The organism is Streptomyces sp. NBC_01077, from assembly GCF_045162855.1.
Classification (GTDB): domain Bacteria; phylum Actinomycetota; class Actinomycetes; order Streptomycetales; family Streptomycetaceae; genus Streptomyces.
Map to the genome: position 1 here is coordinate 1242299 of NZ_CP108669.1, position 23896 is coordinate 1266194.

Below are 23896 nucleotides of genomic sequence, written 5' to 3' on the forward strand. Positions count from 1 at the left end.
CGGCGCCAGGGGGCTCGGCGGCACCGCCAAGGGCAAGGGGTGCGGGTTCGGGCTACGGGGGGCCGGAGCGTCAGGAGCCGGACGGCTTCGCGTAGTCGCCGAAGCCCGTCCAGTCCAGCGCGACGCAGGCCTCGTCACCGAGGACCCAGGCATCGTGGCCGGGCTTGACCTCCATGTAGTCCCCGCCCCCGTACTCGGTCGACTCACCGTCGTCCATGACGACCTTCATCCGGCCGCTGACGATGTATCCCACATGGGACGCCTGGCAACTGTCGGTGCCGGCGATCGGTTTGACGTGCTTGGACCACTTCCAGCCCGGCTCGAACACGGCACGGCCGACCGCGCCACGCTCACCGGTGACCAGGTCAAGCCTGCCCTTGCCGTCCTCGAAGGGACGGGTCTCGTCCGCTGCGTCGAAACTCTTCTTCACGATGCCGGCCATCATCCGCTCCCGGCGGTGGAGAGGTGGAGTCCCCGAGTCCACTTCCAGGCTACGCCGGGGTTCCGGCGGGCACCTCGCATACCGATACGACAGGTGGTTCGCTTTTGCATTGAATTTTTGTTGAACAGGGATCCCCGTTTGGTGGTTCCGCGCATATCCGCAGCTCAAATTCTGTGCGCATCCCTTATCGGGCAGACCTACACATAAAGGCCAGATAAGCGCACAATGAAGCAGCGACAGCATTTGCCGCAAGCTCGGTCAGACGTGCATGACGCCAGAAGGAGGCGAGTCGTATGGCCGACGTCTCTCACCGTCCTGGTGATATCGCAGGACACCCCGATGCGCCGGAAATGCGGGACCGATATGCCCGTATGCTCCAGACCCGGGGTGTCGCGGCGGTCGAGGAGCTCGTGATCCTCGCCGGTATCTACGCCGCGATCTCCGCGTGGACGGTCCACTTCTCCGCCACCCAGCCCGCACTCGCCATCACCAACCTGGTCGTCGGCATCGCCCTCGCGGTCCTCGGCCTGTGCATGTCGATGGTTCCGGAGCGGTCGCAGGACCTCAACTTCGTGGTCCTGTTGATGGGCGCGTGGCTGATCATCGCCCCGTGGGTGGTCGGGCAGAGCCCCGACACCGGCACCATCCTCAGCAACGTGATCACCGGCGCGTGCGTCTGCCTGTTCTCCCTCACCGCCGGCGGACTGCTCATGACCAAGCAAAGGACGTGACGTTCTGATCCTCTCCCGGAACGGCGGCCCCTCCACTCCCGGAAGTGCCGCCGTTCACTGTTTTCCGCCCCGGAACGGCAACTGCCCGGTAACGAATTGACCCATGAGGTTTCAGCCACCTAAGTTCTGCGTAAAGCTTGCTCCACAGGGACAGGCTCTCCCGCTCGCATACCCAGTCCTTGGGGGGACAAAGTGAACTGGTACCTCGAAGTCATCAAGAAGTACGCCGTCTTCAACGGCCGGGCGCGCCGCCAGGAATTCTGGATGTTCGAGCTGTTCAACTTCATCATCGCGATCGTGCTCGCCATCGTCGCCGTGGCGCTCGACTTCTCGCTGCTGAGCACGTTGTACACGCTGGCCGTCCTCCTGCCGTCCCTCGGCGTGACCGTCCGCCGTCTGCACGACACCGGCCGCTCGGGCTGGTGGATCCTCATCGGCCTGGTGCCGCTCGTCGGCTTCATCGTCCTCATCGTCTTCGCCGCCACCGAGGGCGACCAGCACGAGAACGCGCACGGCCCGAACCCGAAGCTGGCCCCGGCCTACTGACGGTCCCGGCCTGCCGAAGGCCCCGCACGCGCACGCACGCGGCCCCTGGGAGGAACACCTTCCGGGGGCCTTCTGCGTACCCGGCCTCGTACCCGACCGCGTACCCGCCTTCGCCGCGCGGCGAACTGCCGCATAGAGCCGGTACGGCGCGTTCGCCCGTACCGGCTTGTGCAGGATGGCGCACGACCGGTGTCCCGGACCCCGCCTAGCCTCGCCGCAACGGCACCAACGAGGGGCGGTACCACCGGTGAACTGGCACATCCACGACTACCGCGAGAGCGATCTCGCCGCCGTCGTCCATCTGATCGACACGACCGCCGAACTCGGTCAGGAGTCCGTGTTCTCGCTGGCCGAGTGCATCAGCGCCCTGACCACCCGCCAGCCCGCCGTGGTGGCCGTCCATCAGGGCGTACCGATCGGGGCCGCGCTCGCCTGTGTCTCCGGCGAGCGGGCGTGGGTCATGCGCATCGCGATCTCCTCGGCCTGGCGCGGCCGCGGTCTCGCCAGCGCACTCCTCGTGGAACTGGAGCGGCGGCTCGTGGCGGCCCGGGTCGGGCGGATCGCGTACGTCCTGCCGGAGGAGGAGCTCCTCGGAGAGGGTCTCCTCAACGCCGGGTACACGCGCCAGCCGGCCGTCGCATACTTCGAGAAGGTGGAGCCGCTGCACGGTCCGGCCGCCGGGCTCCTCGACGATCTGGGCGGCCGGCTCCTCCCTGGCGACCTGTGGGCCAAGGTCGCCGGGATGGAGCGGGAGAAGGACCTGATCGAGCGCCGGGTGGTGCTGCCGCTCGCCGAGCCGGAGCGGGCCGGCCGGCACGGGGTGCGACCGCCGCGCGCGGTCTGCCTGTTCGGCCCGCCGGGCACCGGGAAGACGACGTTCGCACGCGGGATCGCCTCGCGGCTCGGCTGGCCTTTCGTGGAGATCCTGCCGTCCCGCCTGGCCGACGAGGGGAACCTCGCCGCCGCCCTGCGGTCCGCGTTCGCGCGGATCGCAGAGCTGGAGCGGGTGCTCGTCTTCATCGACGAGGTCGAGGAGATCGCGCCCGTACGCTCGGAGCCCGCGCAGCCCGGCGGGATGCACGGGGTGACGAACGAACTCCTCAAGCTGATACCGGGGTTCAGGGAGCGGGACGAGCGGCTGCTCGTCTGTGCCACCAACTCGATCCGCTCCCTCGACCCGGCGTTCCTGCGGCCCGGCCGGTTCGACTACCTCATCCCGATCGGAACGCCGGACAAGGCCGCGCGTGCGGCGATCTGGGCCCGGTACACCGACGGCAGGACGGACGTCGACATCGACGAACTGGTCCTGGCGAGCGACCTGTTCACACCCGCCGACATCGAGCACGCGGCCCGGATCGCCGCCCAGTCCTCCTTCGAGCGGGATCTGCTCGCCGTCGCAGAGCGGGGCGGGGACAGTCCGGTGCCCGGGGCGAGCACCGCGGACTATCTGGCGGCGATCGGGGAGTGCCGGCCGACGGTCACCCCGGAAATGGTCGAGCAGTTCGCCTCGGACATCACCACACACGCCCGGACCTGATGGCGAACTCCTCCCGGGCGGCGTCGAGTTCGGCCCGGTCGGGCGGCTGGGCCCCGGCCCGGGAGACGGTGAGGGCCGCCGCCGTGCCCGCTCTCCGCAGGAGCTCCGCGAGGCACTCGGGGCCGAGTGCGCCCAGGGCGTCCCGCCCCCGCCCGGCGAGCGTGTCGAGGACGGCGGACATGAAGGAGTCACCCGCGCCGACGGTGTCGACGACCGTGACCGGGGTCGCCTCGGCGGCGACCGTGTCGTGCCGGGTGACGGCGAGCGAGCCGGCCGCGCCCCGGGTGACGAGAACAACGGCGGGACCGAGGGCGATCCAGCGGGCGGCGACCGTCCTCGGGTCCTCGCCCGGGTACAGCCAGGCCAGGTCCTCGTCGCTCGCCTTGACCAGGTCGCTGAGCGCGACGCAGCGCTCGACGCGGGCGACGGCCTCGTCGTGCTCCCCCATCAGCTCGGGCCGTACGTTGGGGTCGTAGCTGACGGTGGCGTGCGCACGGAGCCGCCGGGTCTCGGCGAGAACGGTGGCCGCGCCGGGTGCGGTGACGGCCGCGATCGAGCCGATGTGCACATGCGCGGGCGCCAGGTCGGTCGGCGCGCCGGCCTTCAGCGTCCAGGCGATGTCGAAGGTGTACGAGGCCTGGCCGTGCGCGTCGAGACCGACGACCGCCGAGGGCGTGCGTGCGGGCACGTCGCCGGCCTCCACCCGTACGCCCGCGCCCTTGAGGTGCGCCTCGATGAGCCGCCCGGTGGTGTCGTCGGCGAGCTGGGTGAGCAGGGTGACGTCCCTGCCGAGACGGCCCAGACCGTAGGCGACGTTGGCGGGGCTGCCGCCCGGGTGGACGCGGTCGGCGGCGCCTGAACCGGCCGGGGCGCGGACGATGTCGGCGACGCACTCGCCGATCACCAGGAAGGACATGGGTCAGAGCTCCTTGGCGTAGATGTCCTGGTAGCCGGCCCGACCCCCGCATACGGGTGCCCCGGTGGACGATCCGCAGATCGTACGTGGCTCCGCGCTGTACGAGGGCGGGCACCCGGGCGAGCGCGGCCGCATCGTCGGGGGATCCGCCGCGCCTTACGACGAGCCGGACGACCCTCAGGGCGAGCCGGGCGATGTCAATATCCTGGTCACGAGCGCTCCGGACGGCGTCCGCGGGCGACGGTCGACGCGGACCGGCGAAGACCGACGAAGACAGGGGGACCGGCCCGGTGGAGCAGTACGAGGGACTCGAACTGATGACCGTCACGGAGACGGCCGAGCTGGAGGCGTGGCTGGAAAACCACCATGCCGACCGGCCCGGCGTCTGGCTGAGGATCGCCAAGAAGGACAAGGGGGGCGAGTCGCTGACGAACCCGGAGATCCTCGACTGCATGCTCTGCTTCGGCTGGATCGACGGGCAGCGCAAGGGCGGGGACGGGGCCTACTACTTCCAGAAGTACACGCCCCGGCGGTCGCGGAGCCTCTGGTCGCAGGTGAACGTCCGCAAGGTCGCGGTGCTCACCTCGGCGGGCCGGATGCGTGAGCCGGGCCTCGCCGAGGTGCGGGCCGCGCAGGCGGACGGCCGGTGGGAGTCCGCGTACCCGTCGCAGGCGGAGGCGACCGTACCGGACGACCTTGCGGCGGCACTGGCGGCCGACGCGGGGGCGCGGGCCTTCTACGAGGGGCTCGGGAAGACCGATCAGTACCTCGTGATCATGCGACTGTGGCAGGCCCGCACCGAGAAGGGCCGGGCGCAGCGGCTCGAGCGGATGGTGGCGAAGCTGGCGTCCGGCGAGAAGGTCCGGTGAGTCCCGGGAGGTGAGGGGTCAGCGGCGGCGGCGGTAGAGGACCTGATGGGCGTCGTACTCGACGAAGGACGAGACGTGGGTCATGCCGACGGCTTCGAGGAGCCGCCGGGAGCGGTGGTTCGCCTCCTGCGTCAGCGCGACCACGCTGGGGGTGTCGACGAGCGTGGCCTGGACGACGACGGCGACGGCCTCGCGCGCGTAGCCGTGCCCCCAGTACTCGGGCAGGAACTGGTACGAGACCTCCGTCTCCCCCTCCCGCGCCCCGGGCTCCACCGTCACAAGGCCGAGCAGGGCCTCGTCGGCCGCCCGCACCACCGCGTGCACGCCGGGCGCCCCGACGACCCGACGCTGTCGGATCCGTACGACCTGCTCGGTGACCGGCCCGCCCAGATGACGTCTGACCTCGGGGTCCGTCCACAGCCGGGTGACGGCGGGCACGTCGGCCGCCCGCACGGGGCGCAGCAGGAGCCGGTCCGTGGCGAGGGCGTCGTGCGGGTCCGGAGTCGGGTCCGGTGTCGGTGCCGAGGTCGGTGCCGAGGTCGGGGAGGCGGGCATACCTCCGATCATCTCAGCCCCGGCCGGTCGCCGGGAAGATCCTTCTCGACGTCGGCGTCGACTTCGCCCTGCTCTTCATGGGGATCGCACGGGCGACCGGCACCTACGAGTTCGGCATCCGGGTCGTCCTCCCCACCTCGGGCGGGAGCGGCCTCGACCACCAGGGATCCCGGCCAAGGGCCCGCGGGGGGCCCGTCGCATGGACTCACACCACCAGCGGAACAGGACCGACCGCCTCAGAACCCCTGCGCGCCCTTCAGGGCCGCCTCGATCGTGGACCAGTCCGGGGCCATCGGCGCGTACGTCTCCCTCGCTGTGGCCACGTCCTTGTAGCCGCCGGAGGTGACCACGCACACCACCGGGCCGTCGTTCTCACGCGGCCCGTGGGCGCGCAGACCGGCGAGACCGGCGGCCGCCGAGGTCTCGCACCAGAGCCCCTGTGCGGACAACTCCGCTCGTGCAGCCGCCAGGTGATCGTCCGTCACCGTACGGGCCGCTCCCCCGGTGTCGCGGACCGCGACCACTCCGCGATAACTGTTGAACTCGCAGTCGATGGCGTACGCGGTGGTCGGACCCACGGGAACCCGTGCGACGGGCCGGCCGGTGCGGAGCGCCTCGGTGAGAGCGCCGGCCGCGGCGGGCTCGGTGGCGTACATCCGGGGGACGGAGTGGGTGACCCCGAGCCGTACGAGTTCCTGGAAACCTTTGGCCACACCGAAGAGCAGCTCTCCGTAACCCGTGGGGAGATGGACCGCCGCCGGCGCGCGTCCGAGGGCGAGGGCGATCTCGTACGCGAGGGTCTTGTAGCCCTCGGGACCGAAGGGATGCCCGGTGTGGCCCGCATCCGTGACGCTGCTGACGCTCTGGAAGCCGAGTTCCTCGACGATCCGACGCATCAGGGGCCGTACCGACGCGTACGGGACGGTCAGCACCGTCGCCCCGTAGGCGCGGAGGTGGGAGGCGACCGCGGGAGGGGCGTCCGGGGAGGTGAACACGGCGCAGGGCAGTCCGGCGCGGGCCGCGTACGCGGCGGCGGCCGCGCCGTGGTTTCCCGAGGAGGAGACGACGATGCCCCGAGCGCCGGAGGCGACCGCGGCGCTGACGGCGACCCGGTTGAGGCGGTCCTTGTGGCTCCAGGTCGGGTTGCGGGACTCGTCCTTGATCCACACGCCGTCCGGGAGTTCGACCAGCGGGGTGTTGCCTTCGCCGAGGCCGGGGGCGGCGAGCGGCGGGAGGAGCGGCGCCCACCGTTCGAGCCCGTGGGCGGCGGGGCGGGTGAAGAGGTCGGCGGGGACCTCGTCGTAGGCGTAGTCGATGTCGAGGGGGTACGCGACCTCGTCGGTCGAGGTGACCGGGCAGCCCTGGGTGAGCGGGGGCCAGAGCGGGTGGCGCACGGACGGGTCGGCGAGCGAACGCTGGGCGGTGGCGAGCGAGGTCACATGCGGCCTTTCGGGAAGGGCGGGAAGGGGTGAACGCGGGCTCGGTACGGGAGTCCCCGTACGGGGACTCCCGTATGGGCACTCCGTACGGGGACTCCCGTACGAGGGCTCCGCATATGGGCTCCCGCACATACCCTCCGTACGCGGGCTCCCTTACGCAGGCTCAGTCGGCCATGCGGCGCGTCAGGGCGGCCAGGGCTCCGGGCTGGCGGCCCGGGACCCGCTGCCGGAGGGAGACGAGCAGGGGGCCGAGGGCGCGGGCCCGGGCCCGGTCGCCGATCTGCTCCCACTGGTGGTGCGCCCGGTCCACGGCCCCTTCGACATCTGGGTCGTCCGTCCGCTGGCGCAGGGCGAGCCGGGCTTCGGCGGCCGTGAGCCACAGTTCGCAGCTGCGGGCGGGTTCCCCGGCGAGGCGGGCGAGGTCGGCCCGCACCTCCGTCCAGTGGACGGCCTCCGCGGACCGGGGCCCGTGCCGGCGCAGGGCCTCGGACTCCCAGGCCGCGGCCACCGCCGCCGCCTCGCCGTGGCGTCCGGCCATCGCGGCGGCCAGGATCGCGGGGTGCGGGTCCTGCTCCGCTGCCGGCGCGGGAGCGGGGGCGGGTGCCAGGAGGAACGACTCCGGCGCGGTCGAGGCTGCGTGGGCGGCGGACTCCGCGTGGAGCGTGGCGTGCGGGAGGCGGGCTCCGGATCGCCAGAGTTCCGCCCAGGACCGCAGATAGTCGGGTGCCATGGGCTCGCCCCGGCGCGGGGCGGGAGTGACCCTCCCGTAGAGGGTCGGTCCGGGTCCCAGGTGCAGGAGGTCGGGTGTGGTGGCCAGGCGTTCCCATACGGCGGCGTCCGCCGCGAAGTCCGCGACGACGGTCGTGGTGCCGGGTGCCCGGGCGGCGAGTTCGCCGGCGAGCCAGTGCCAGGGCAGGGCCGTGTAGCGAAGGGTCGCCGGGGTGGTGCGCGCGAGGGCGAGGTGGGGCAGCTGTTGCCTGCGGTCGAGATGGAGCTGCCCCGCGAGGCAGAGGACGAGTGGCCCCGGGCTCGCCGCGGCGGCGCGCAGGCGGGTGAGGACGGTCTGCGGGTCGAGCGGATCGGCGAGTTCGACGACCGTGGCCGTGCTGGTGCCGGTGAGGACGCCGGGTGGCACGGCGGCGAGGGCCGGCAGCACGGAGGTGGCATCCATTGCGCGCCCTCGCCCGGCGGGTGCGGCGGCGAGCAGGAAGGCGGTACCGGTGGCGGCGATTCCCGTCCCGCCCGCGACCCCCGTCCCTCCCGTCACGGCCGAAGGCGACGCTGCTCCCGTCACGCCCGAAGGCGACGCTGCTCCCGTCGCTTCCGCCCGACCCGTACGCGCCCCGCCCGTCACTCCCGTAACTGCCGTACCAGAGGCTCCCGTCGCGCCCGTTCCCGTCGTCGCACCCGCCCCGCCCGTGACCGCCGTGCGCGTGCTCACCGTGCCGATTCCGTCGTCGTTCACCACCCCAGCACCGTAACCCGTCGTGCCCTGGCCAATAATCGCTGGGCCTTTGACATATGCCAGAAGCACCACCGGATCGAGTGTTGCCAAATCCCTTACGGGCTGTCGCGGGCTGTGCAACAGTCGTATGCGGGCCTCACTTTCACACCTGGCCTGGCCGTGCCGCGCCTGTATCGGAGTACCACATGCCGTCCCCTCTGTTCGCGGACCGCCCCGCCCAGCAGCCGGAACCGGGCGCGGTGGACGCGCTGATCTCACAGACCCGCCGCCTGCGCGGCGAGCTCGTCGCCGTGCGCCGGGAAGCCGTGGTGAACGACGACGACCCCCAGCAGCGCTGGCAGCGCGCCCTCTGCGACCTGGCCGTTCACCAACTCGACGACCTCGGAGCCCACTTGGGTCAGCTCCGGGCGGGCGTCCCGGAGGAGGTCGCCCCCGAGGAGACCGCGGACGCGGTCCTCGACACGGCACTGTCGACCGACCCCGGCACCGCCTACGGCGAGATCGCCCCGCAGCGCACCGGCTCCCTGCTCTCCCGCGTGGGCAGCGCCGAGTGGAACCTCCTCACCGACGAGGTCAGCTGGTCCGAAGAGCTGTTCCAGATCTTCGGACGCACGCGCGAGAGCGGCCCGATGTCGCTGGACGAGATGCCCACGATGGTCTTCGCCGAGGACCAGTCCGTCCTCCAGGGCATGGTGACGGACTGCCTGATCGACGGGAAGCCGATCGACGGCGAGTTCCGGATCGTGCGGACCGATGGCTGCGTGCGCACCGTGCACATGACGGGCGAGCCGGTCCTCGACGCCGACGGCTGCACCGCCTCGATGTGGGCCGTGCTCCGCGATGTCAGCGAACTGCGGCGCAGTCAGCGGGCGGTCCGGGAGAGCCGGGACAGCCTGGAGCGCAGCCGTCACATCGAGCAGACCGAGCGACGGGTCGCCGTCGAGCTCCAGGAAGCGGTGCTCCCGCCCTGGCGCGGCTCGCTCCGCTTCGCCCACGACGGCCCCGCCCCGCTCGACGTGGCCGCCCACTACCTCCCGGCCGCCAGTACCGGTCTCATCGGCGGCGACTGGTACGACGCGCTGGCCCTGCCCCACGGGGACGCGCTGCTCACCGTCGGTGATCTGACGGGCCACGGGGTCGCCGCGACCTCCTCGATGGCCATGCTCCTCGGCGCGCTGCGCGGTATGGCCGTGGCCGGGATCCGGCCGGCCGCCCTGATGGGCCACCTCAACCAGCTCCTGGAGACCTCCGTACAGCCCGCGCTCGGCAGCGCGATGTGCTGCCGCTACGACCCGGTCGCCCAGACGCTGACCTGGGCGCAGGCCGGACACCCCGCCCCGCTGCTGTTCCGCGACGGGACGGGGCACGTCCTCCGGCGGCCCGAGGGTGTCCTCCTCGGGGCCACGACCGGGGCTGTGTACGGCGAGGCCGAGACCCGGCTGCTCCCCGGTGACCTGCTCGTCCTGCACACCGACGGTCTCACCCGTGGCAGCGGTCCGGACGACGACACGGGCACGCGACGACTGCTCGCGCTCGGTCGGCGGCTCATCTCGGCGCGGGACGCCCAGGACGGTGTCCGTGCGGTGGTCGAGGAGTTCGGCGAGGAGCAGCGCGAGGACGACGCCTGTGTGATGGTGGTCCGGGTCGGACGCTGAACCGCCGGGCACGGGGCGGCCGTTCGGCCTCGGCCGGACGCACCGGGGCAGCCCGGCGCACCATCACGGCCCGACGCGCCACGACGCTGTGGCACGACAGCCCGGTCATCGACTGCCGCTCAGCGACAGCCCGTTGACAGCAGTAGGTGGAGCTCCTCGACCGTGGCCCCGTCGTTCGACCTCGTCGTCCGACCTCTCCTTCGGCCCCCTCAGGCCTGCCCCGTCCTCGGTCGGTTGACCGGTGACCTCGGCAGGGCCAGTTCGATCTCCTCGCGCAGGTGCTCGATCCTCGCGTATCCGGCGTACTGCCCGGTGAGCCGGTACATCTCGCGGAGCCGGTCCCAGGTCCGGTGGGACGAGGTCTCCCCCATGGACATCAGGGCGAGCCGGGCGTACCGGTCGGCCTGCTCGGGGTCGTCGGCGATGAAGCAGGCCGAGGCGAGTGAGATGTGGTCGAAGAGCTTCGAGCGGTCGTGACCACCGCGCCGCAGTTCGATCGCCAGCTTGGCATGGCGCTGGGCGGGGACCGCCGCGGCCGGGTCGTGATCGGCGAGGGTGCGGTAGGCGAGGGCCTGCATGCCGTGCATGTCGGCCTCGTCGAAGTTCTGCATCCAGCTGGGATTCTTCTCGTCGCGCCGGTCTGACACGAACAGGTCCTCGGCCTCGCCGAGGGTGCGGCGCATGGCCTGCCCCCGGCCCATCGAGGCCTGCGCCCAGGCCTCGATCGTGTGGAACATGGCCCGGGTCCGGGGCAGCACGCGTTCGCCCGAGCCGTCCTTGGCGAGCTTCATCAGGTCGAGGGCGTCGTCGGGCCTGCCCAGATGCACCATCTGGCGGGCGGCCCGGGACAGCGCCTCGCCGGCCCGGGGCCGGTCGCCACCTTCGCGGGCCGCGTGGGCGGCGATCACGAAGTACTTCTGCGCCGTGGGTTCGAGGCCGACGTCGTGGGACATCCAGCCGGCCAGGACGGCCAGGTTGGCGGCGACGCCCCAGAGGCGCCGCTGGAGGTGGTCGGCGTGGCGGTAGGCGAGCATGCCGCCCACCTCGTTGAGCTGGCCCACCACGGCCTTGCGCTGGAGACCGCCACCCCGGGAGGCGTCCCAGGCACGGAACACCTCCACCGAGTGCTCCAGAGCCTCGATCTCCTCCGACCCGATGGGGGCGGCCTCGTAGCGGTCGAACCCAGCGGGGTCGGCGTGGAGGGGATCGACGGCCCGCTGGGGGCCGGCCTGGCGGTTGGGGTCGGTCTGCAGCCAGTCGTGCATGGCATTGCTGAGTACGGAGCCGGCGGCAAGCGCGGCACCCGCGCCCACCAGGCCGCGTCGGTTGAGCATGAGGTCCATTCCCGTGAATTCGGTGAGGACCGCCGCCGTACGATCGGGTGCCCAGGGCAGCCCGTCAGGGTTCTCCGTCTTCCTGACGTCCTGCTGCTTTCCGCTGCGCCCGTGTCGTACGAACCCGAGGTCCTCGATGGTCACGACACGGCCGAGTCGCTCGGTGAACAGTGCTGCCAGCACCCGGGGGACGGGATCGCGCGGGGTCTCGCCCCGGTCGATCCACCGCCGCACCCGCGAGGTGTCGGTCGCCAGCTGGGGGTGGCCCATGGCCGCCGCCTGCCGGTTGACGAGTCTCGCGAGTTCGCCCTTGGACCATCCGGCCAGGCCGAACAGGTCTGCCAGGCGGGTGTTGGTTTGTCCGGTCACGTCTAAGCCCCCAGGTTCTCGGCTGAGTTGAATGTAGCCCTCTGTCATAGGCCTGGCGACAATTCGCCAGGGTTCGCCAGGGCACGCTCGATGTTCCGCCACCCGCACGCGGGTGTCAGGTAGGAACGCGCCACCCCGCCCCGCCGACCGGCCCTCATTCCCCAGGGTGCGGACCGGGGGCGGGCGGGGCGACGCACGCAACTCGTCGGCACACGAAGGGATCTGTCACCTCCATGTACACAGCATCGTCCTCCGTGTCCGCCCCGCCCCGGCCTCAGCACCGCATCGTCCCGGCCGGCGCCGGACCCTACCTCGCCCCCGCCCCGCAGGCCGTCCGGCCGAGACGCTGGGCGGCCGGCACGGGTACCCAGCCGATCAGCGGGAGAATCGATCTGTCCGGCCCTCAGGGGGCGCAGCTGAAGATGGCGATCGCCTCGGTCCACCGCATCTGCCCGGAGTTCAACCCGGTCCAGGTGCTGCGGCGCAGCGGGCGTTCCGTACTGATCGTCGGAACGACCGGACGGACCACGGCGGTCGCGAAGTGTTTACTGGACCACTCCCCCGCGTGGGTCGAGCGGTTCCGGCACGAGATAGCTTCCTACCGCTCCTTCGTCCGCCACCGGCCGCCGGTGCGGGCGCCCCGGCTGATCGCGGCCGACCCGGAGAACTGCACGCTGGTGATCGAGCGGATGCCCGGACGGGCGGCCGCGCTCTCGCGCCACCCCGTCGAGGCTCCGCCCCGCGCCGACGTGCGGGCCGCGCTCGGCTCGATCGCCCGGCTCAACGCCTGGCGGCCGCCGGCCGGGACGTTCGACGCACCGCTGGACTACGGCACCCGGATCGCGCGCTACCACGAGCTCGGCCTCTTCACGGACCGGGACCGGGACGACCTGCAGAAGCTGCTGCACGGTCTGGCGCACGCGGGCGGCCGCCAGGGCATGGGGCAGTTCTGTCACGGTGACGCTCTGCTCTCCAACATCCTCCTCTCCCCCGCCGGACCGGTCCTCGTCGACTGGGAGCACGCCGGCTGGTACCTGCCCGGCTACGACCTGGCGACCCTCTGGGCGGTTCTCGGTGACGCGCCGCTGGCCCGGCGCCAGATCAGTCAGCTCGCCCAGCAGGCGGGACCGGCCTCCCGGGACGCCTTCCTGGTGAACCTGATGATCGTGCTGACGCGGGAGATCCGTACCTACGAGACGGCGGTGCAGCGCACCATGAAGGAGGCCCCGCCTGCCGGTTCCGTACCGGTGCCCACGGGCGCGCTCGCCCCCGGTGAGGAACAGCGGCTGCTCCTGAGGCGGCTGCACGACGACTGCGCCATGGCACGGCGGGCCGTGCGCGCGGCGGTCGGGACGCGCTGAGACGGGCGGGCCCGACCGACGACACGGGGGGTGCGCCGTGCGCCCGGTGCCGACACACCGGGACGCGGCGCACCGGCCTCACCGCCACCGCACCGCCGAGCGACTCCGGATCGCCTTCAGGATCCGAGCCAATGGTCCACTCCACTGACGCGTCCCAGGCCCGGGACCCGTCTCCGCGAAACTCCGCCAGATGGCCTCCATTCCCACTCTGACGTGGGAACTTCCTTTCGCGTGCGCGTGATTGACGGATCGTCCGGGAGCCGATACCCCTGTACGGGTTCGGCCCCGCACGCCCCGGTGTCACCCCCCGCCCCTGGAGGCTGCCTTGCTCCGTTCCGTGTCCCTCAGACGTACGCCGTCGCGTCGTCTGCCGAAGACCATGGGCGCCCTCGCGTCCGCCGCCCTGCTGCTCCCCCTGTTGTCCGCCGCCCCGCCGGCCGGTGCCGAGGTGCCCGAGGCTGGTGCCCTGCAGGAGCAGTTCGCGCGGGCGGCCGCGCGGCACGGCGTACCCGAGAGTGTGCTGCTCGCCGTCTCGTACCTCCAGTCGCGCTGGGACGCCCACGGTGGTGCGCCGAGTGTGACCGGTGGCTACGGGCCGATGCATCTGACGGACGCGGTGACGGCGCTGGCCGAGGCCGCACCGCATCACTCGGAGGGTGCGGAGGATGCGCGCGGCGACGCCTCGCGCGCCGTGCGCTCCGGCGTGGAGGCGCCGGTCCCGGCCGCAGGGGCGCTGCCCGCGCGGCTGCGCACGCTGGAGCGGGCGTCCGCGCTGTCCGGGATTCCGGCCGAGGAGCTGCGCAGCCGTACGGCGGCGAACATCGAGGGCGGGGCGGCGCTGCTCGCCGCCGCGCAGCGGGAGTCCGGCCGTCCGGCGAGCGCGGACCCGGCCGACTGGTACGGGGCGGTGGCGCGGTACTCGGGCGCGGACGACTCGGCGACGGCCTCGACGTACGCGAACGATGTCTTCGACGTGATCCGGACCGGCGAGTCGCGGACGACGGACAGCGGGCAGGTGGTGACGCTCCCCGCCGCTCCGGCGGTCGCACCCGCCACGGAGCAGGTCGCGGGCCTCGGGCTCCGCAGTCCCGCCGGCGGTCCCGTGGAGTGTCCGCGCACGGTGGCCTGCGAGTGGATCCCGGCGCCGTACGAGGAGTTCGGCGACGGCGACTACGGCAACCACGACAAGGGGAACCGGCCCGCCTCCCAGTCGATCGACTACATCGTCATCCATGACACCGAGGCCACCTGGGACGTCACCCTGAAGCTGGTGCAGGACCCGACGTACGTGTCCTGGCAGTACTCGCTGCGCTCGTCCGACGGACACATCGCCCAGCACCTGCCGCTCAAGGACGTCGGCTGGCACGCCGGCAACTGGTTCGTGAACGCCAAGTCCGTGGGCCTTGAGCACGAGGGCTTCCTCACCTCGCCGGACTCCTGGTACACGGAGGCGATGTACCGGACCTCCGCGCGGCTCGTGCGGTATCTCGCCGCCCGGTACGACATCCCGCTCGACCGGCAGCACATCCTGGGCCACGACAACGTGCCGGGCACGGTGACGTCCACGATCAAGGGCATGCACACCGACCCGGGGCCGTACTGGGACTGGGCGCACTACTTCCGGCTGCTCGGCCGTCCGATCACACCGAGCGCCGGTCCCCGTGCCGGAGTGGTGACGATCCGGCCGGACTACAGCGCCCATCAGCCGGTCTACACGGGCTGTGTGACGGCGGGCGAGGCGTGTGCGCCCCACGGCAGCGGGGCGGTGCGCCTGCACACCGGGCCGAGCGCCGACGCGCCCCTGGTGAAGGACATCGGTCTGCGGCCGGGCGGGCAGGACTCGACCACCGGGGTCAACGACACCGGGGCGCGTGCCTCGACGGGGCAGAGCTACGCGGTGGCGGAGCGCCTCGGTGACTGGACGGCGATCTGGTACCTCGGGCAGAAGGCCTGGTTCCACAATCCGGCGAAGGAGCCGACCGCGGTCAACGCGCGGGGTCTCGTCCTGACGCCCCGCGAGGGGCTGGCGTCGGTGCCGGTGTACGGGCGGGCGTACCCGGAGGCCTCGGCGTATCCGGCGGGCGTGCCGGTGCAGGCGGTGTCGCCGCTGCCGTACCAGCTGCTCGCCGGTCAGCGGTACGTGGTGGGCGACCGGACCCCGGGCGAGTACTACTTCGCGCCGGTGTTCGACAGCAGCGGGCACAAGGTCGTCCGGGGTCAGGAGGAGTACTTCCAGATCCAGTTCGGCCATCGGGTGGCCTTTGTGAAGGCCGCTGACGTGCGGGTTTCACGGGCCTGAGGAAGGGCTGGCCGAAAACTGTGAGGTGGTGCCGGATGAACGATCCGACACCACCTCTTCGGCGTTCATAGGACTATCCAGGAGATCGCGTGCGCCGTACGGGCGACGGGTAAAGGTGGGCCGGACGACAGCCCATGCTCACCGGAAGGCCCCCCAGCAGATGCCTCAGCCCTTCGTTATGCCGGATTTCTATGTTCCGTATCCGGCGCGGCTCAATCCCCATGTGGAGACCGCCCGCACGCACACCCGGGACTGGGCGCGGGAGATGGGGATGCTGGAGGGTTCGGGGGTCTGGGAGCAGCACGACCTCGACTCCCACGACTACGCGCTGCTCTGCTCGTACACGCATCCCGACTGCGACGAGGAGGCTCTCGACCTCGTCACGGACTGGTACACCTGGGTGTTCTTCTTCGACGACCACTTCCTGGAGATCTTCAAGCGGCCCCAGGACCGGGCGGGCGGCAAGACGTACCTCGACCGGTTGCCGCTGTTCATGCCGGCGGACCCGGCGGCGGGCATGCCCGAGCCCACCAACCCGGTCGAGGCCGGGCTCGCCGACCTCTGGCTCCGGACCGTTCCCTCGATGTCCGAGGGCTGGCGGGTGCGGTTCGCGGAGGCGACGGAGCACCTGCTGTACGAGTCGCTCTGGGAGCTCGACAACATCAACGACGGGCGCGTCGCCAACCCCGTCGAGTACATCGAGATGCGGCGCAAGGTGGGGGGCGCGCCCTGGTCGGCGGGGCTCGTCGAGTACGCGGCCGGGGCGGAGGTGCCGGCCCAGGTGGCGCACTCCCGGCCGCTGCGGGTCCTGCGGGACGCCTTCTCCGACGCCGTCCACCTGCGCAACGACCTCTTCTCCTACCAGCGCGAGGTGGAGGACGAAGGCGAGAACAGCAACGGCGTCCTGGTCCTTGAGCGTTTCCTCGGCTGTACGACGCAGGAGGCGGCGAACGCCGTCAACGACCTGCTGACCTCACGGCTCCAGCAGTTCGAGAACACGGCCCTGACCGAAGTACCGCTGCTCGCCGCGGAGAAGAACCTGAGTGCGGCCGAGTGCGCGGCGGTGGCGGCGTACGCCAAGGGGCTTCAGGACTGGCAGTCCGGCGGCCACGAGTGGCACATGCGTTCCAGCCGGTACATGAACGAGGGCATGGTCGGCGGTCCTTCGCACCTCGAAGGGGTCCTCGGTACCTCGGCGCTCGACATCCGCACCCTCTTCGGGCGCCCGGCCGCCTCCCGGCAGCGGGTGCTCACGCACGTCCCGCACCAGCGGGTGGGGCCGTCGCTGCTGCCCGAGTTCGACCTGCCGTATCCGCTCACGCTCAGCCCGCACCACGCCGAGGCGCGCCGGCTCTCGCTCGACTGGGCCGAGCGGTTCGGTCTCCTGGACGACATCTGGGACCGGCCGATGGCGGAGGGCTTCGACCTGGCGCTGTGCTCGGCCGGGCTCGATCCGGACGCCACACTGGAGGAGCTGGAGCTCAGCGCGGAGTGGCTGACCTGGGGCACGTACGGGGACGACCTCTACCCGTCGGTCTTCGGGCGATCCCGCAACCTCCTCGGCGCGAAGGAGCAGACCGAGCGCTTCAAGTCCTGTATGCCGGTGGCCGATCCGGCCGCCGGGGCGGCGCTCGCCGTCAACCCGATGGAGCGCTCGCTCGCCGACCTCTGGGCGCGGACCGCGGGCCCCATGGCGCCGGAGGCCCGTGCGCAACTGCGGTACGCGCTCGACGTCATGCTGGACAGCTGGCTGTGGGAGCTGCACAACCAGGCGCAGCACCGGGTTCCCGACCCCGTCGACTACATCGAGATGCGCCGCAGCACCTTCGGCTCCGAACTGACCACGCTGATGTGCCGGTTGCGGCACGAAGAGGTGCTGCCGCCGGAGCTGTACCGCTCGGGGACCGTGCGCGCCCTGGAGAACGCGGTCATGGACTACGGGACGCTGATCAACGACCTCTTCTCCTACCAGAAGGAGATCGAGGTCGAGGGTGAGGTGCACAACGGCGTTCTGGTGCTCCAGAAGTTCTTCGACTGCGACTATCCGACGGCGGTGGCCATGGTCGACGACCTGATGCGGGGCCGGCTGCGCCAGTACGAGCATCTGAAGACGCGTGAAGTCCCGTTGATGTACGAGGAGTTCCGGCTCGACGCGGCGGGCCGTGCGGCCTTCGAGGCGTATCTCCGGGAGTTGGAGGACTGGCTCGCGGCCATCCTCAACTGGCACCGGAAGGTCCGGCGTTACGCGGCGGAGGACGTGCACGTGGGCAGCGGTACGGCGCTGCTGCGCCGCGGTCCGACCGGGCTGGGCACGTCGGCGGCCCGGATGGCGGAGCTGCTGGGGCCGGTGAGGGTCTGACGCGGGTGTGGAGCGGCCCCTACGGGCCGCTCCACACTCCGAGGATCAGGTGTGCCGGCCGCGCAGCTCGTCCAGTTCGCGGCGGTCGCGCTTGGTGGGGCGACCGGCGCCCCGGTCGCGCACGGCGGCGACGGCCACGTGCTCGCGCGGCGGCGGGGGCGGACTGTTGTCCACGTACGCCTCGACGGCGACCGGTGGACCGACCCGCTTGGTGTGGAGCTCCTTGACCTCGACGATCCGCTCCCGGCCGCCGTGGAAGATCCGGACCTCGTCGCCGGGCTTCACCGACTGGGCGGGCTTGGCCCGTTCGCCGTTGACCTTGACGTGTCCGGCCCGGCAGGCCGCGGCGGACTGGGCGCGGGTCTTGGTGAGACGGACCGCCCAGATCCAGCTGTCGACGCGTGCGCTCATCGGCCCCCGCTCCCCCCGTCAGCCCTGCTGGAACAGCTCGGCCGGCAGCGGCTTCAGCAGCGCGTACAGGTCGTCGGTGATCGGCCGGTCCCAACTGGCGATCGTGACGAGGACGTTGTCGCTGCGGTCGAACTGGACGCAGGAGATGCGGCTCTCGGAGAGCTTGAGGCGACGGACGATGAGGAGGTTGTCGCCCTGCATCACGGGGCAGTCCTCGGTGTCGAGGACCTCGACCGGCTCGTCGTTCTCGAGGGCCGCGAGGAGCTGGGCCACCTCGAAGGGGATCTGGCCGTCGGCGAGCTCGCGGGCGGGGGAGCCCTCGGGCAGATTGCCGATGATCATCGCGGGACCGCGGCCGCCGAACAGGTCGTACCGGAGGAAGACGCCCTGGCAGGAGCCGTCGGGCGCGGGCAGCAGGCCGGCGCCGAGGTTGCCGGGCCAGTCCCCCGGGTCCATGGCCAGGACATCGAAGTCCGGGCCCGCGGGAGTGGCGGCGCTACGGCGGCGGAGGAAGGACATACGGCCATGGTACGTGCCCCGGCGCGCGATGCGACGCGCCGGGCGGCTCCGGGAGGTCAGCCTTGTCCGGCGGGGTCCCGGGTCTCCCGTGCGGTGTTCCTCAGGGCCTGCGCGAGGCCCGTCCGGTCGGTCCCGAGCTTGCGGTAGACCGCCGAGAGCAGCCGGGCCACCGTGGTGCCGTCGACGCCGAGGACGGCGGCCGCGTCCTGGTCGCGGACGGTGAGATCGGCGGCGGCGCGCTCACGGGCGGTGAGCGTGTCCGTGCCCGCGGGGTGCAGCGCCCGAGGACGGAGTCCGGCCGCCGCGAGCTCGGCCCGGGCCACCTCGGCGAGGGCGTCGGCGCCACAGTCCTGGGCGGCCTCCAGGCCCCGGTAGAGGTGCTCGGCGGCCTCCCCGGCGCGTTCGGTGCGGCGCAGGGCCGCGCCGAGGGCGACGAGCGAGCGGGCCAGCTCGTACGCGGCGGGTGACTGGTCGAGCCAGTCCACGGACTCCTCCAGGAGCTTCACGCGCTCGGAGGGCTCGGACACCTCGGCGGTCACTCGGAGCGCCTGGCCGATCGCGGAGGGAGCCCCGTACTGGCGGGCGCGGGCGACCGCGTCGTGGGCGGTGGCGACGGCCTTCTCCGGGGAGGTCGCCGCCTCGGCGAGCGCGAGGTGGAGCTGCCAGGGACAGCAGGAGGGGTTGCGCTTGCCGCGCGGATCGAGGCGCCTTCCGACGGCGGCCAGCTCCTCGGCGGCCTCCTTGGTGCGGCCGGTGGCGAGCAGCAGTTCGGCGTGGACGGTCTCGCAGTCGGGGATGGTGATGGCGGCGGGGAACGGTTCGCCGAAGTCGTGCTCGCGGGCGACCCGCTCGGCCTCGTCCGTACGGCCCCTGGCGATGAGGACCTCGATCATGACGCCGGTCGCGTACCAGAGGGCCGGGGTGCGGGCGCCGACGCGCTCGGCGAGGCGGAGTCCGGCGCGGGCGAAGTCCTCGGCCTCCATCAGACGGCCGCGCCGGAAGCGGATGTAGCCGATGAGGGTGTACGCGAAGGCGAGGTGCGCCCCGCGCCAGCCCTGCTTCTCGAATTCGGCGGTTCCGGCGGCGAAGAGTTCCTCGGCGCGGCCGGGCCGGTCGGCGTAGAGGTGGAGGAGGGCCACGAGGACCGGCACCTCGAAGCCCCGGCTCTCGTCGGCCCAGGTCAGGCCGCCTTCGAGGGCGCGTTCGGCATGCTTGAGGGCGACGGAGGAGGGTTCGGCGCGCAGGGTGGCGTCCCAGGCGCGGAGTCCGATGATGTACCGCTCGGTGACGTCGCGGCCGGTGAGCCGGTCCGCAAGGGCCGCGAGGCGCCGGGACCGGGCGGGCGATTCGGGTTCGTCGGCGCGCAGGGCGTCCCACATGAACTTCTCGGCCTGCATCCGCAGCCGGCTGCGGGCGTCGGTGGCCTGCCGGGCCTCGCGGCCGAGGAGCTCGGAGGCCTCCACGAGCCTGTCGCTGTGGGCGAGGACCTGGGCGAGGCGGTAGACGATGCCGTGGCGGAGCGCCGGGTCGGCGACGGGCTCCTCCAGGGCGGCGCGCAGATGGTTGACGGTGGTGGCGGGTTCGGTGAGGAGCGAGGAGCAGCCGAGTTCGAAGAGGACGGCGGCCCGGTCGGCGGGGGCGGGCGGTTCGCTCAGGGCGCGGGCGAGGAAGCGGCGGGCGGCGTCAGGGGCTCCGGCGCGGAGGTTCTCGCCGGCGGCGGCGCGCAGCTGGTTCACGACCCAGGGGTCGCCCTCGGGGTGGGTCTCCAGGAGGTGGCGGGCGGCGGCGGTGGGTCCGTGGCCGGCGTCGACGACGCACCAGGCGGCCTGGCCGTGCAGGGCGACGCGGGTGGCGGCCGGGATGGAACGGTAGACGGTGGTGGCGATGAGGGGGTGGACGAACTGGAGCGGGTCGTCCGGTCCTTCGGCCTCGGCAAGGACCCGGGCCTCGCGGAGTCGGGCGGCGCATTCGGCGACCGCCTCGCTGCCGAGACCGGCGACGGCGCCCGCGAGCTGGGGCGAGATCTCGGTGCCGAGGACGGCGCAGGCCCAGGCGAGTCGGACGGTGGCGGAGCCGAGCCGTTCGAGACGGGTGACGAGGCCGGTGCCCTTGAGGGCGGCGGCGAGGTCGCGGAGCTCGTGGGCGCCGTCGGCGGTGGGTTCGAGGCCGTGGTCGCGGACCTTGGCGGCGAGTTCGACCGCCTCGAAGGGGTTGCCGGAGGTGACGGCCCAGAAGTCGTGGCAGAAGGTGTCGTCGGCTTGGGAGCCGACGCGGTCGCGGACGAGCCGGGCGACGGCGTCGGAGGTGAGCGGGGCGAGCCCGAGGGGTCGCTGCCCGGACCTGCGTGCGGTGAACTCGACTCCCTCGGCAGGGAGTTCGTCGGGCCGGTAGGCGACGACGAGGAGCATGGGCAGCTCCTCGGCGCGCGGGGCGAAGGCGGCGAGCCAGCCGAGGGATTCGGGGTCGGCCCAGTGGACGTCGTCCAGGACGACGACAAGGGGTGCCCGTCGTACGGCGAGGTGGGTGAGGACCCAGTCGAGCCCGTCGCGCAGGCCCTGCGGGTCGGGCGGCGAGCCCTCGACGGATGCGCGGAGCCCGAGGGCGGGGCCGACGATGTCGTACCAGGAGCCGAGGCGTTCGCGCAGTTCGGCGTCGGTGGCGTGGGCCAGCTGCGGCTGGAGGAGCTGCCGGGCCACGTGGAACGCGACCCGCTGCTCCTGGTCGCCGCCGCGCGCGGACAGCACGGTGCAGCCACGGGCGCCGGCGCGGCGCCGGATCTCGGCGAGCAGGGTGGTCTTGCCGAGGCCCGCGGGGGCGGCGTAGGCGAGGATGCCGCCGCGGCCGGTGCCCGGGCGACGGCCGGGGGCCTCGCTGGAGGGGTCGGCCGCTCGGGCGGAGTCGCCGGTTCGGGCGTGGTCGGCGGTTCGGGCAGAGTCTCCGGTGCGGGCGGGGTCGCCGGTCCGTGCGTGGTGGGCACCCGATGCCGGCCGAGGGCCCGTTCCCTGCCGGAGTCCGGAGTCGGGTACGACGACCAGGTGGGGGCCGCGGGCACCGCGGGGTGCGGGGACGCTGTCGGGCCACGACGGCTCGTCGGCCAGACCTGTCAGGAGGTCGAGCGCCTCCTCGGCCGCGGTGAGCGCCGCCTCACGCTCGAAGAGGCCGAATCCCTGACGGGCCGACCCGCCGTCCTGACGTGCCACGTTCCACCCCCACACAGGGGGCGCGCGCCCGGCGCACGGTCAGGAGCGTCGAGCGGGTGGCCCCGCGAAAACTCCAGCGTACGCCCGAAGGAGTGGCCTGGGACGGTCAAACACCCAAGCCAGGGCGTCGGATGGCCTCCACAGCTCATTCCGCCCGGCACAGAGCGGTGGAGAGGACCTTCGTCGCGGCCGTCGCGGCAGCGTCGGACATGGTCAGACCGGTGTTGACGGACAGGGTGACCTGCCGCTCACCGTCCGCGGAGGTGAAGCTGAACGTCTGGTATCCGACGACTTCTCCGGTGTGCCCGGTGACCGGCCCGTCGGAGGGGCACGTGTTGGCGTTGCTCTCCAGGCCCAGGCCGTAGGAACGCCCCGGCCGCCCGGGGTTCATGGGCTGCATGGCGCGCATCTCCCTCACCAGGCCGGGCGGCAGCAGCCGGCCGTCGAAGAGCGCCTTGTAGAAGGTGTTCAGGTCGTGAGTGGTGGAGATGAGCGTCCCGGTGGCCCAGTAGGCGGCAGGGCTGAACTCGGTGAGGTCGGTGGGCGCGGCGCCCGGTCCCCTGCCTTCGAGCCATTCGTACCCGTGCAGATGCCGGCCCTCAAGGCTCGGGGTGGTCGGGAAGGTGGTGCCCTTCAGGTGCAGGGGCCGCAGGATGCGGCGGTCGATCTCGTACCGGAGCGACCGCCCGGTGACGTGTTCGACGAGCAGTCCGAGGACGACGTAGTTGGTGTTGGAGTACTCCCAGGTCGTGCCGGGCGCGGGCCGGTTCGGCGCGTCGGCGACGAGCGCGATGAGTTCGCGCGGGGTGTACGTGGCCTTCTGCGCGTCCCGTATCGGGTCCGGCTTCCTCAGCAGCACGTCGGTGTAGTCGGCGAGACCGCTGGTGTGGTGGAGCAGCTGCCGTACGGTGATGTGTTCGCCGCCCGGCACCACGCCGGGGAGCTGTTCCTCGATGGTGTCGTCGAGCCGGACCCTGCCCTCGGCCACCAGCTGCAGGACGAGCGTGGCGGTGAAGCTCTTGGTCACGCTCCCGGCCCGGAACCGGTCACCGGCCTGGGCGGCGCGTCCACTGCCCACATCGGCGGTCCCGCTGCTGCCCCGCCACACCCCTCGCCCGTCCCGCACCTCGGCCACGGCTCCGGGCACGCCGGCGGCGACGGCGGCGTCGAGCGCCTGCTGGAGCGCGGCCCGATCGGCGCCGGGTGCCGGTGCGGCGGCCGCAGCGGGAGTGCCGACGGGCACGAGCAGGGCGACGGAGGCGGCGACGGCGAGCACGGAGGCGGCGGAGGTCCTGCGGTGTGACTTCATGGAATGGAGGCCTCATCTACGGCTGGAGCGGCTTGAGTTGGCTTCAGCGTAGGCCGGTGGAGTGCCCCGACGATCATGACTGGGGAGGAGCGGGTGAACCCGCCGCCCTAGGGGTGACCCCGAGGATCGCCGGGGTTCCCGTCCGCTCCGGGCCTCAGCCCTGCGTGAGCCGCTCCAGTACGGCCAACGCCTCCTCCGCGCGCGCGTGTTCCACGAAGAGGTGGTCGTGGTGGAAGCCTGCCACCACGTTGCAGCTGAGTCCCGCCTCGGCGAGCACCCCGGCGACGGCGGCCGTCAGCCCGACGGCGTCGAGTGCGGAGTGCACCCGCAGCGTGATGCGGCCGGCCACGTAGTCGTACGCGAGGGAGGCGGCGTCCGCCTCCTCCTGGCGTACGACGAGGGTGAGTCCTTCGTCCTCGGCGACGGTGACCACCGGGGCGACCCCGGCCGGGGCGGGGCCGTCCACCGTGGTGAAGACATAGCGGCCGGGGTCGAGCTCCGGGCGCATCCCGGCGAGCAGCCGGGTCAGATCACGTTCCGCGTTCATGCCCGCCAGGGTAGGCGTCCCGGCCCAGGTGGT

19 protein-coding genes are annotated in these 23896 nt (G+C 72.4%); 8 read left to right on the top strand and 11 right to left on the bottom strand.

Annotated elements, in window-relative coordinates:
- Window positions 1-70 precede the first annotated feature (70 nt).
- Entirely contained in the window at window positions 71-442 is a 372-nt protein-coding gene (locus OG462_RS05665; protein WP_406055030.1) for a cupin domain-containing protein, read from the bottom strand.
- Window positions 443-813: 371 nt separating this feature from the next.
- On the opposite strand from OG462_RS05665, the gene OG462_RS05670 reads away from it, so the two are divergent.
- The 3 genes from OG462_RS05670 to OG462_RS05680 all read left to right on the top strand — a co-directional run bounded on the left by OG462_RS05670 (window position 814) and on the right by OG462_RS05680 (window position 3256).
- A complete protein-coding gene (locus OG462_RS05670) occupies window positions 814-1173 on the top strand; it encodes an SPW repeat protein (protein WP_406055032.1) in 360 nt (119 codons plus the stop codon).
- A gap of 192 nt (window positions 1174-1365) precedes the next feature.
- Window positions 1366-1719 (top strand): DUF805 domain-containing protein, encoded by a 354-nt coding sequence (locus OG462_RS05675; RefSeq protein ID WP_406055034.1) that lies wholly within the window; start codon window positions 1366-1368, stop codon window positions 1717-1719.
- A gap of 247 nt (window positions 1720-1966) precedes the next feature.
- The gene (locus tag OG462_RS05680) at window positions 1967-3256 is read left to right on the top strand and encodes an ATP-binding protein (RefSeq protein WP_406055036.1); all 1290 of its coding nucleotides are present in this window, start codon (window positions 1967-1969) and stop codon (window positions 3254-3256) included.
- Here the strand turns inward: OG462_RS05680 and OG462_RS05685 are convergent.
- The gene (locus OG462_RS05685; RefSeq protein WP_406055038.1) at window positions 3234-4172 is read right to left on the bottom strand and encodes a carbohydrate kinase; all 939 of its coding nucleotides are present in this window, start codon (window positions 4170-4172) and stop codon (window positions 3234-3236) included. The two genes, OG462_RS05680 and OG462_RS05685, sit on opposite strands and share 23 nt — an antisense overlap.
- Window positions 4173-4489: 317 nt before the next feature.
- Between OG462_RS05685 and OG462_RS05690 the strand changes: the two genes are divergently transcribed.
- Entirely contained in the window at window positions 4490-5041 is a 552-nt protein-coding gene (locus tag OG462_RS05690; protein ID WP_406066382.1) for a YdeI family protein, read from the top strand.
- Window positions 5042-5059: 18 nt separating this feature from the next.
- On the opposite strand, the gene OG462_RS05695 is transcribed toward OG462_RS05690, so the two are convergent.
- From OG462_RS05695 to OG462_RS05705, 3 genes are all read right to left on the bottom strand, one after another.
- A complete protein-coding gene (locus OG462_RS05695; protein WP_406055040.1) occupies window positions 5060-5596 on the bottom strand; it encodes a GNAT family N-acetyltransferase in 537 nt (178 codons plus the stop codon).
- Window positions 5597-5832: 236 nt separating this feature from the next.
- Window positions 5833-7035 carry a pyridoxal-phosphate dependent enzyme gene (locus OG462_RS05700; RefSeq protein WP_406055042.1) on the bottom strand — a complete coding sequence of 401 codons (1203 nt, stop codon included), beginning with the start codon at window positions 7033-7035 and terminating at the stop codon, window positions 5833-5835.
- A gap of 163 nt (window positions 7036-7198) precedes the next feature.
- A complete protein-coding gene (locus tag OG462_RS05705; protein ID WP_406055043.1) occupies window positions 7199-8302 on the bottom strand; it encodes a hypothetical protein in 1104 nt (367 codons plus the stop codon).
- 383 nt (window positions 8303-8685) lie between these two features.
- Between OG462_RS05705 and OG462_RS05710 the strand changes: the two genes are divergently transcribed.
- Entirely contained in the window at window positions 8686-10155 is a 1470-nt protein-coding gene (locus OG462_RS05710; protein WP_406055045.1) for a PP2C family protein-serine/threonine phosphatase, read from the top strand.
- Between the two features lie 209 nt (window positions 10156-10364).
- On the opposite strand, the gene OG462_RS05715 is transcribed toward OG462_RS05710, so the two are convergent.
- Window positions 10365-11858 carry a hypothetical protein gene (locus OG462_RS05715; RefSeq protein WP_406055047.1) on the bottom strand — a complete coding sequence of 498 codons (1494 nt, stop codon included), beginning with the start codon at window positions 11856-11858 and terminating at the stop codon, window positions 10365-10367.
- A 233-nt stretch (window positions 11859-12091) separates the two neighbouring features.
- Between OG462_RS05715 and OG462_RS05720 the strand changes: the two genes are divergently transcribed.
- The 3 genes from OG462_RS05720 (at window position 12092) to OG462_RS05730 (ending at window position 17877) form a co-directional block, all read left to right on the top strand.
- Window positions 12092-13219 (top strand): aminoglycoside phosphotransferase family protein, encoded by a 1128-nt coding sequence (locus OG462_RS05720; protein WP_406055049.1) that lies wholly within the window; start codon window positions 12092-12094, stop codon window positions 13217-13219.
- Between the two features lie 379 nt (window positions 13220-13598).
- The gene (locus OG462_RS05725; protein WP_406066383.1) at window positions 13599-15518 is read left to right on the top strand and encodes an N-acetylmuramoyl-L-alanine amidase; all 1920 of its coding nucleotides are present in this window, start codon (window positions 13599-13601) and stop codon (window positions 15516-15518) included.
- 160 nt (window positions 15519-15678) lie between these two features.
- Window positions 15679-17877 carry a terpene synthase family protein gene (locus OG462_RS05730; protein WP_406055051.1) on the top strand — a complete coding sequence of 733 codons (2199 nt, stop codon included), beginning with the start codon at window positions 15679-15681 and terminating at the stop codon, window positions 17875-17877.
- Window positions 17878-17922: 45 nt separating this feature from the next.
- Here the strand turns inward: OG462_RS05730 and OG462_RS05735 are convergent, their stop codons facing one another.
- From OG462_RS05735 to OG462_RS05755, 5 genes are all read right to left on the bottom strand, one after another.
- On the bottom strand, window positions 17923-18288 hold the full coding sequence (locus OG462_RS05735) for an RNA-binding S4 domain-containing protein (protein WP_406055053.1): 366 nt from the start codon (window positions 18286-18288) through the stop codon (window positions 17923-17925).
- A gap of 18 nt (window positions 18289-18306) precedes the next feature.
- A complete protein-coding gene (locus OG462_RS05740) occupies window positions 18307-18807 on the bottom strand; it encodes a hypothetical protein (protein WP_406055055.1) in 501 nt (166 codons plus the stop codon).
- 56 nt (window positions 18808-18863) lie between these two features.
- Window positions 18864-22007, bottom strand: coding sequence for an ATP-binding protein (locus OG462_RS05745; protein ID WP_406055057.1), 3144 nt, complete (start codon window positions 22005-22007; stop codon window positions 18864-18866).
- A gap of 145 nt (window positions 22008-22152) precedes the next feature.
- Entirely contained in the window at window positions 22153-23316 is a 1164-nt protein-coding gene (locus tag OG462_RS05750) for a serine hydrolase domain-containing protein (protein WP_406055059.1), read from the bottom strand.
- 154 nt (window positions 23317-23470) lie between these two features.
- Entirely contained in the window at window positions 23471-23863 is a 393-nt protein-coding gene (locus tag OG462_RS05755; protein ID WP_406055061.1) for an ACT domain-containing protein, read from the bottom strand.
- Window positions 23864-23896 lie beyond the last annotated feature (33 nt).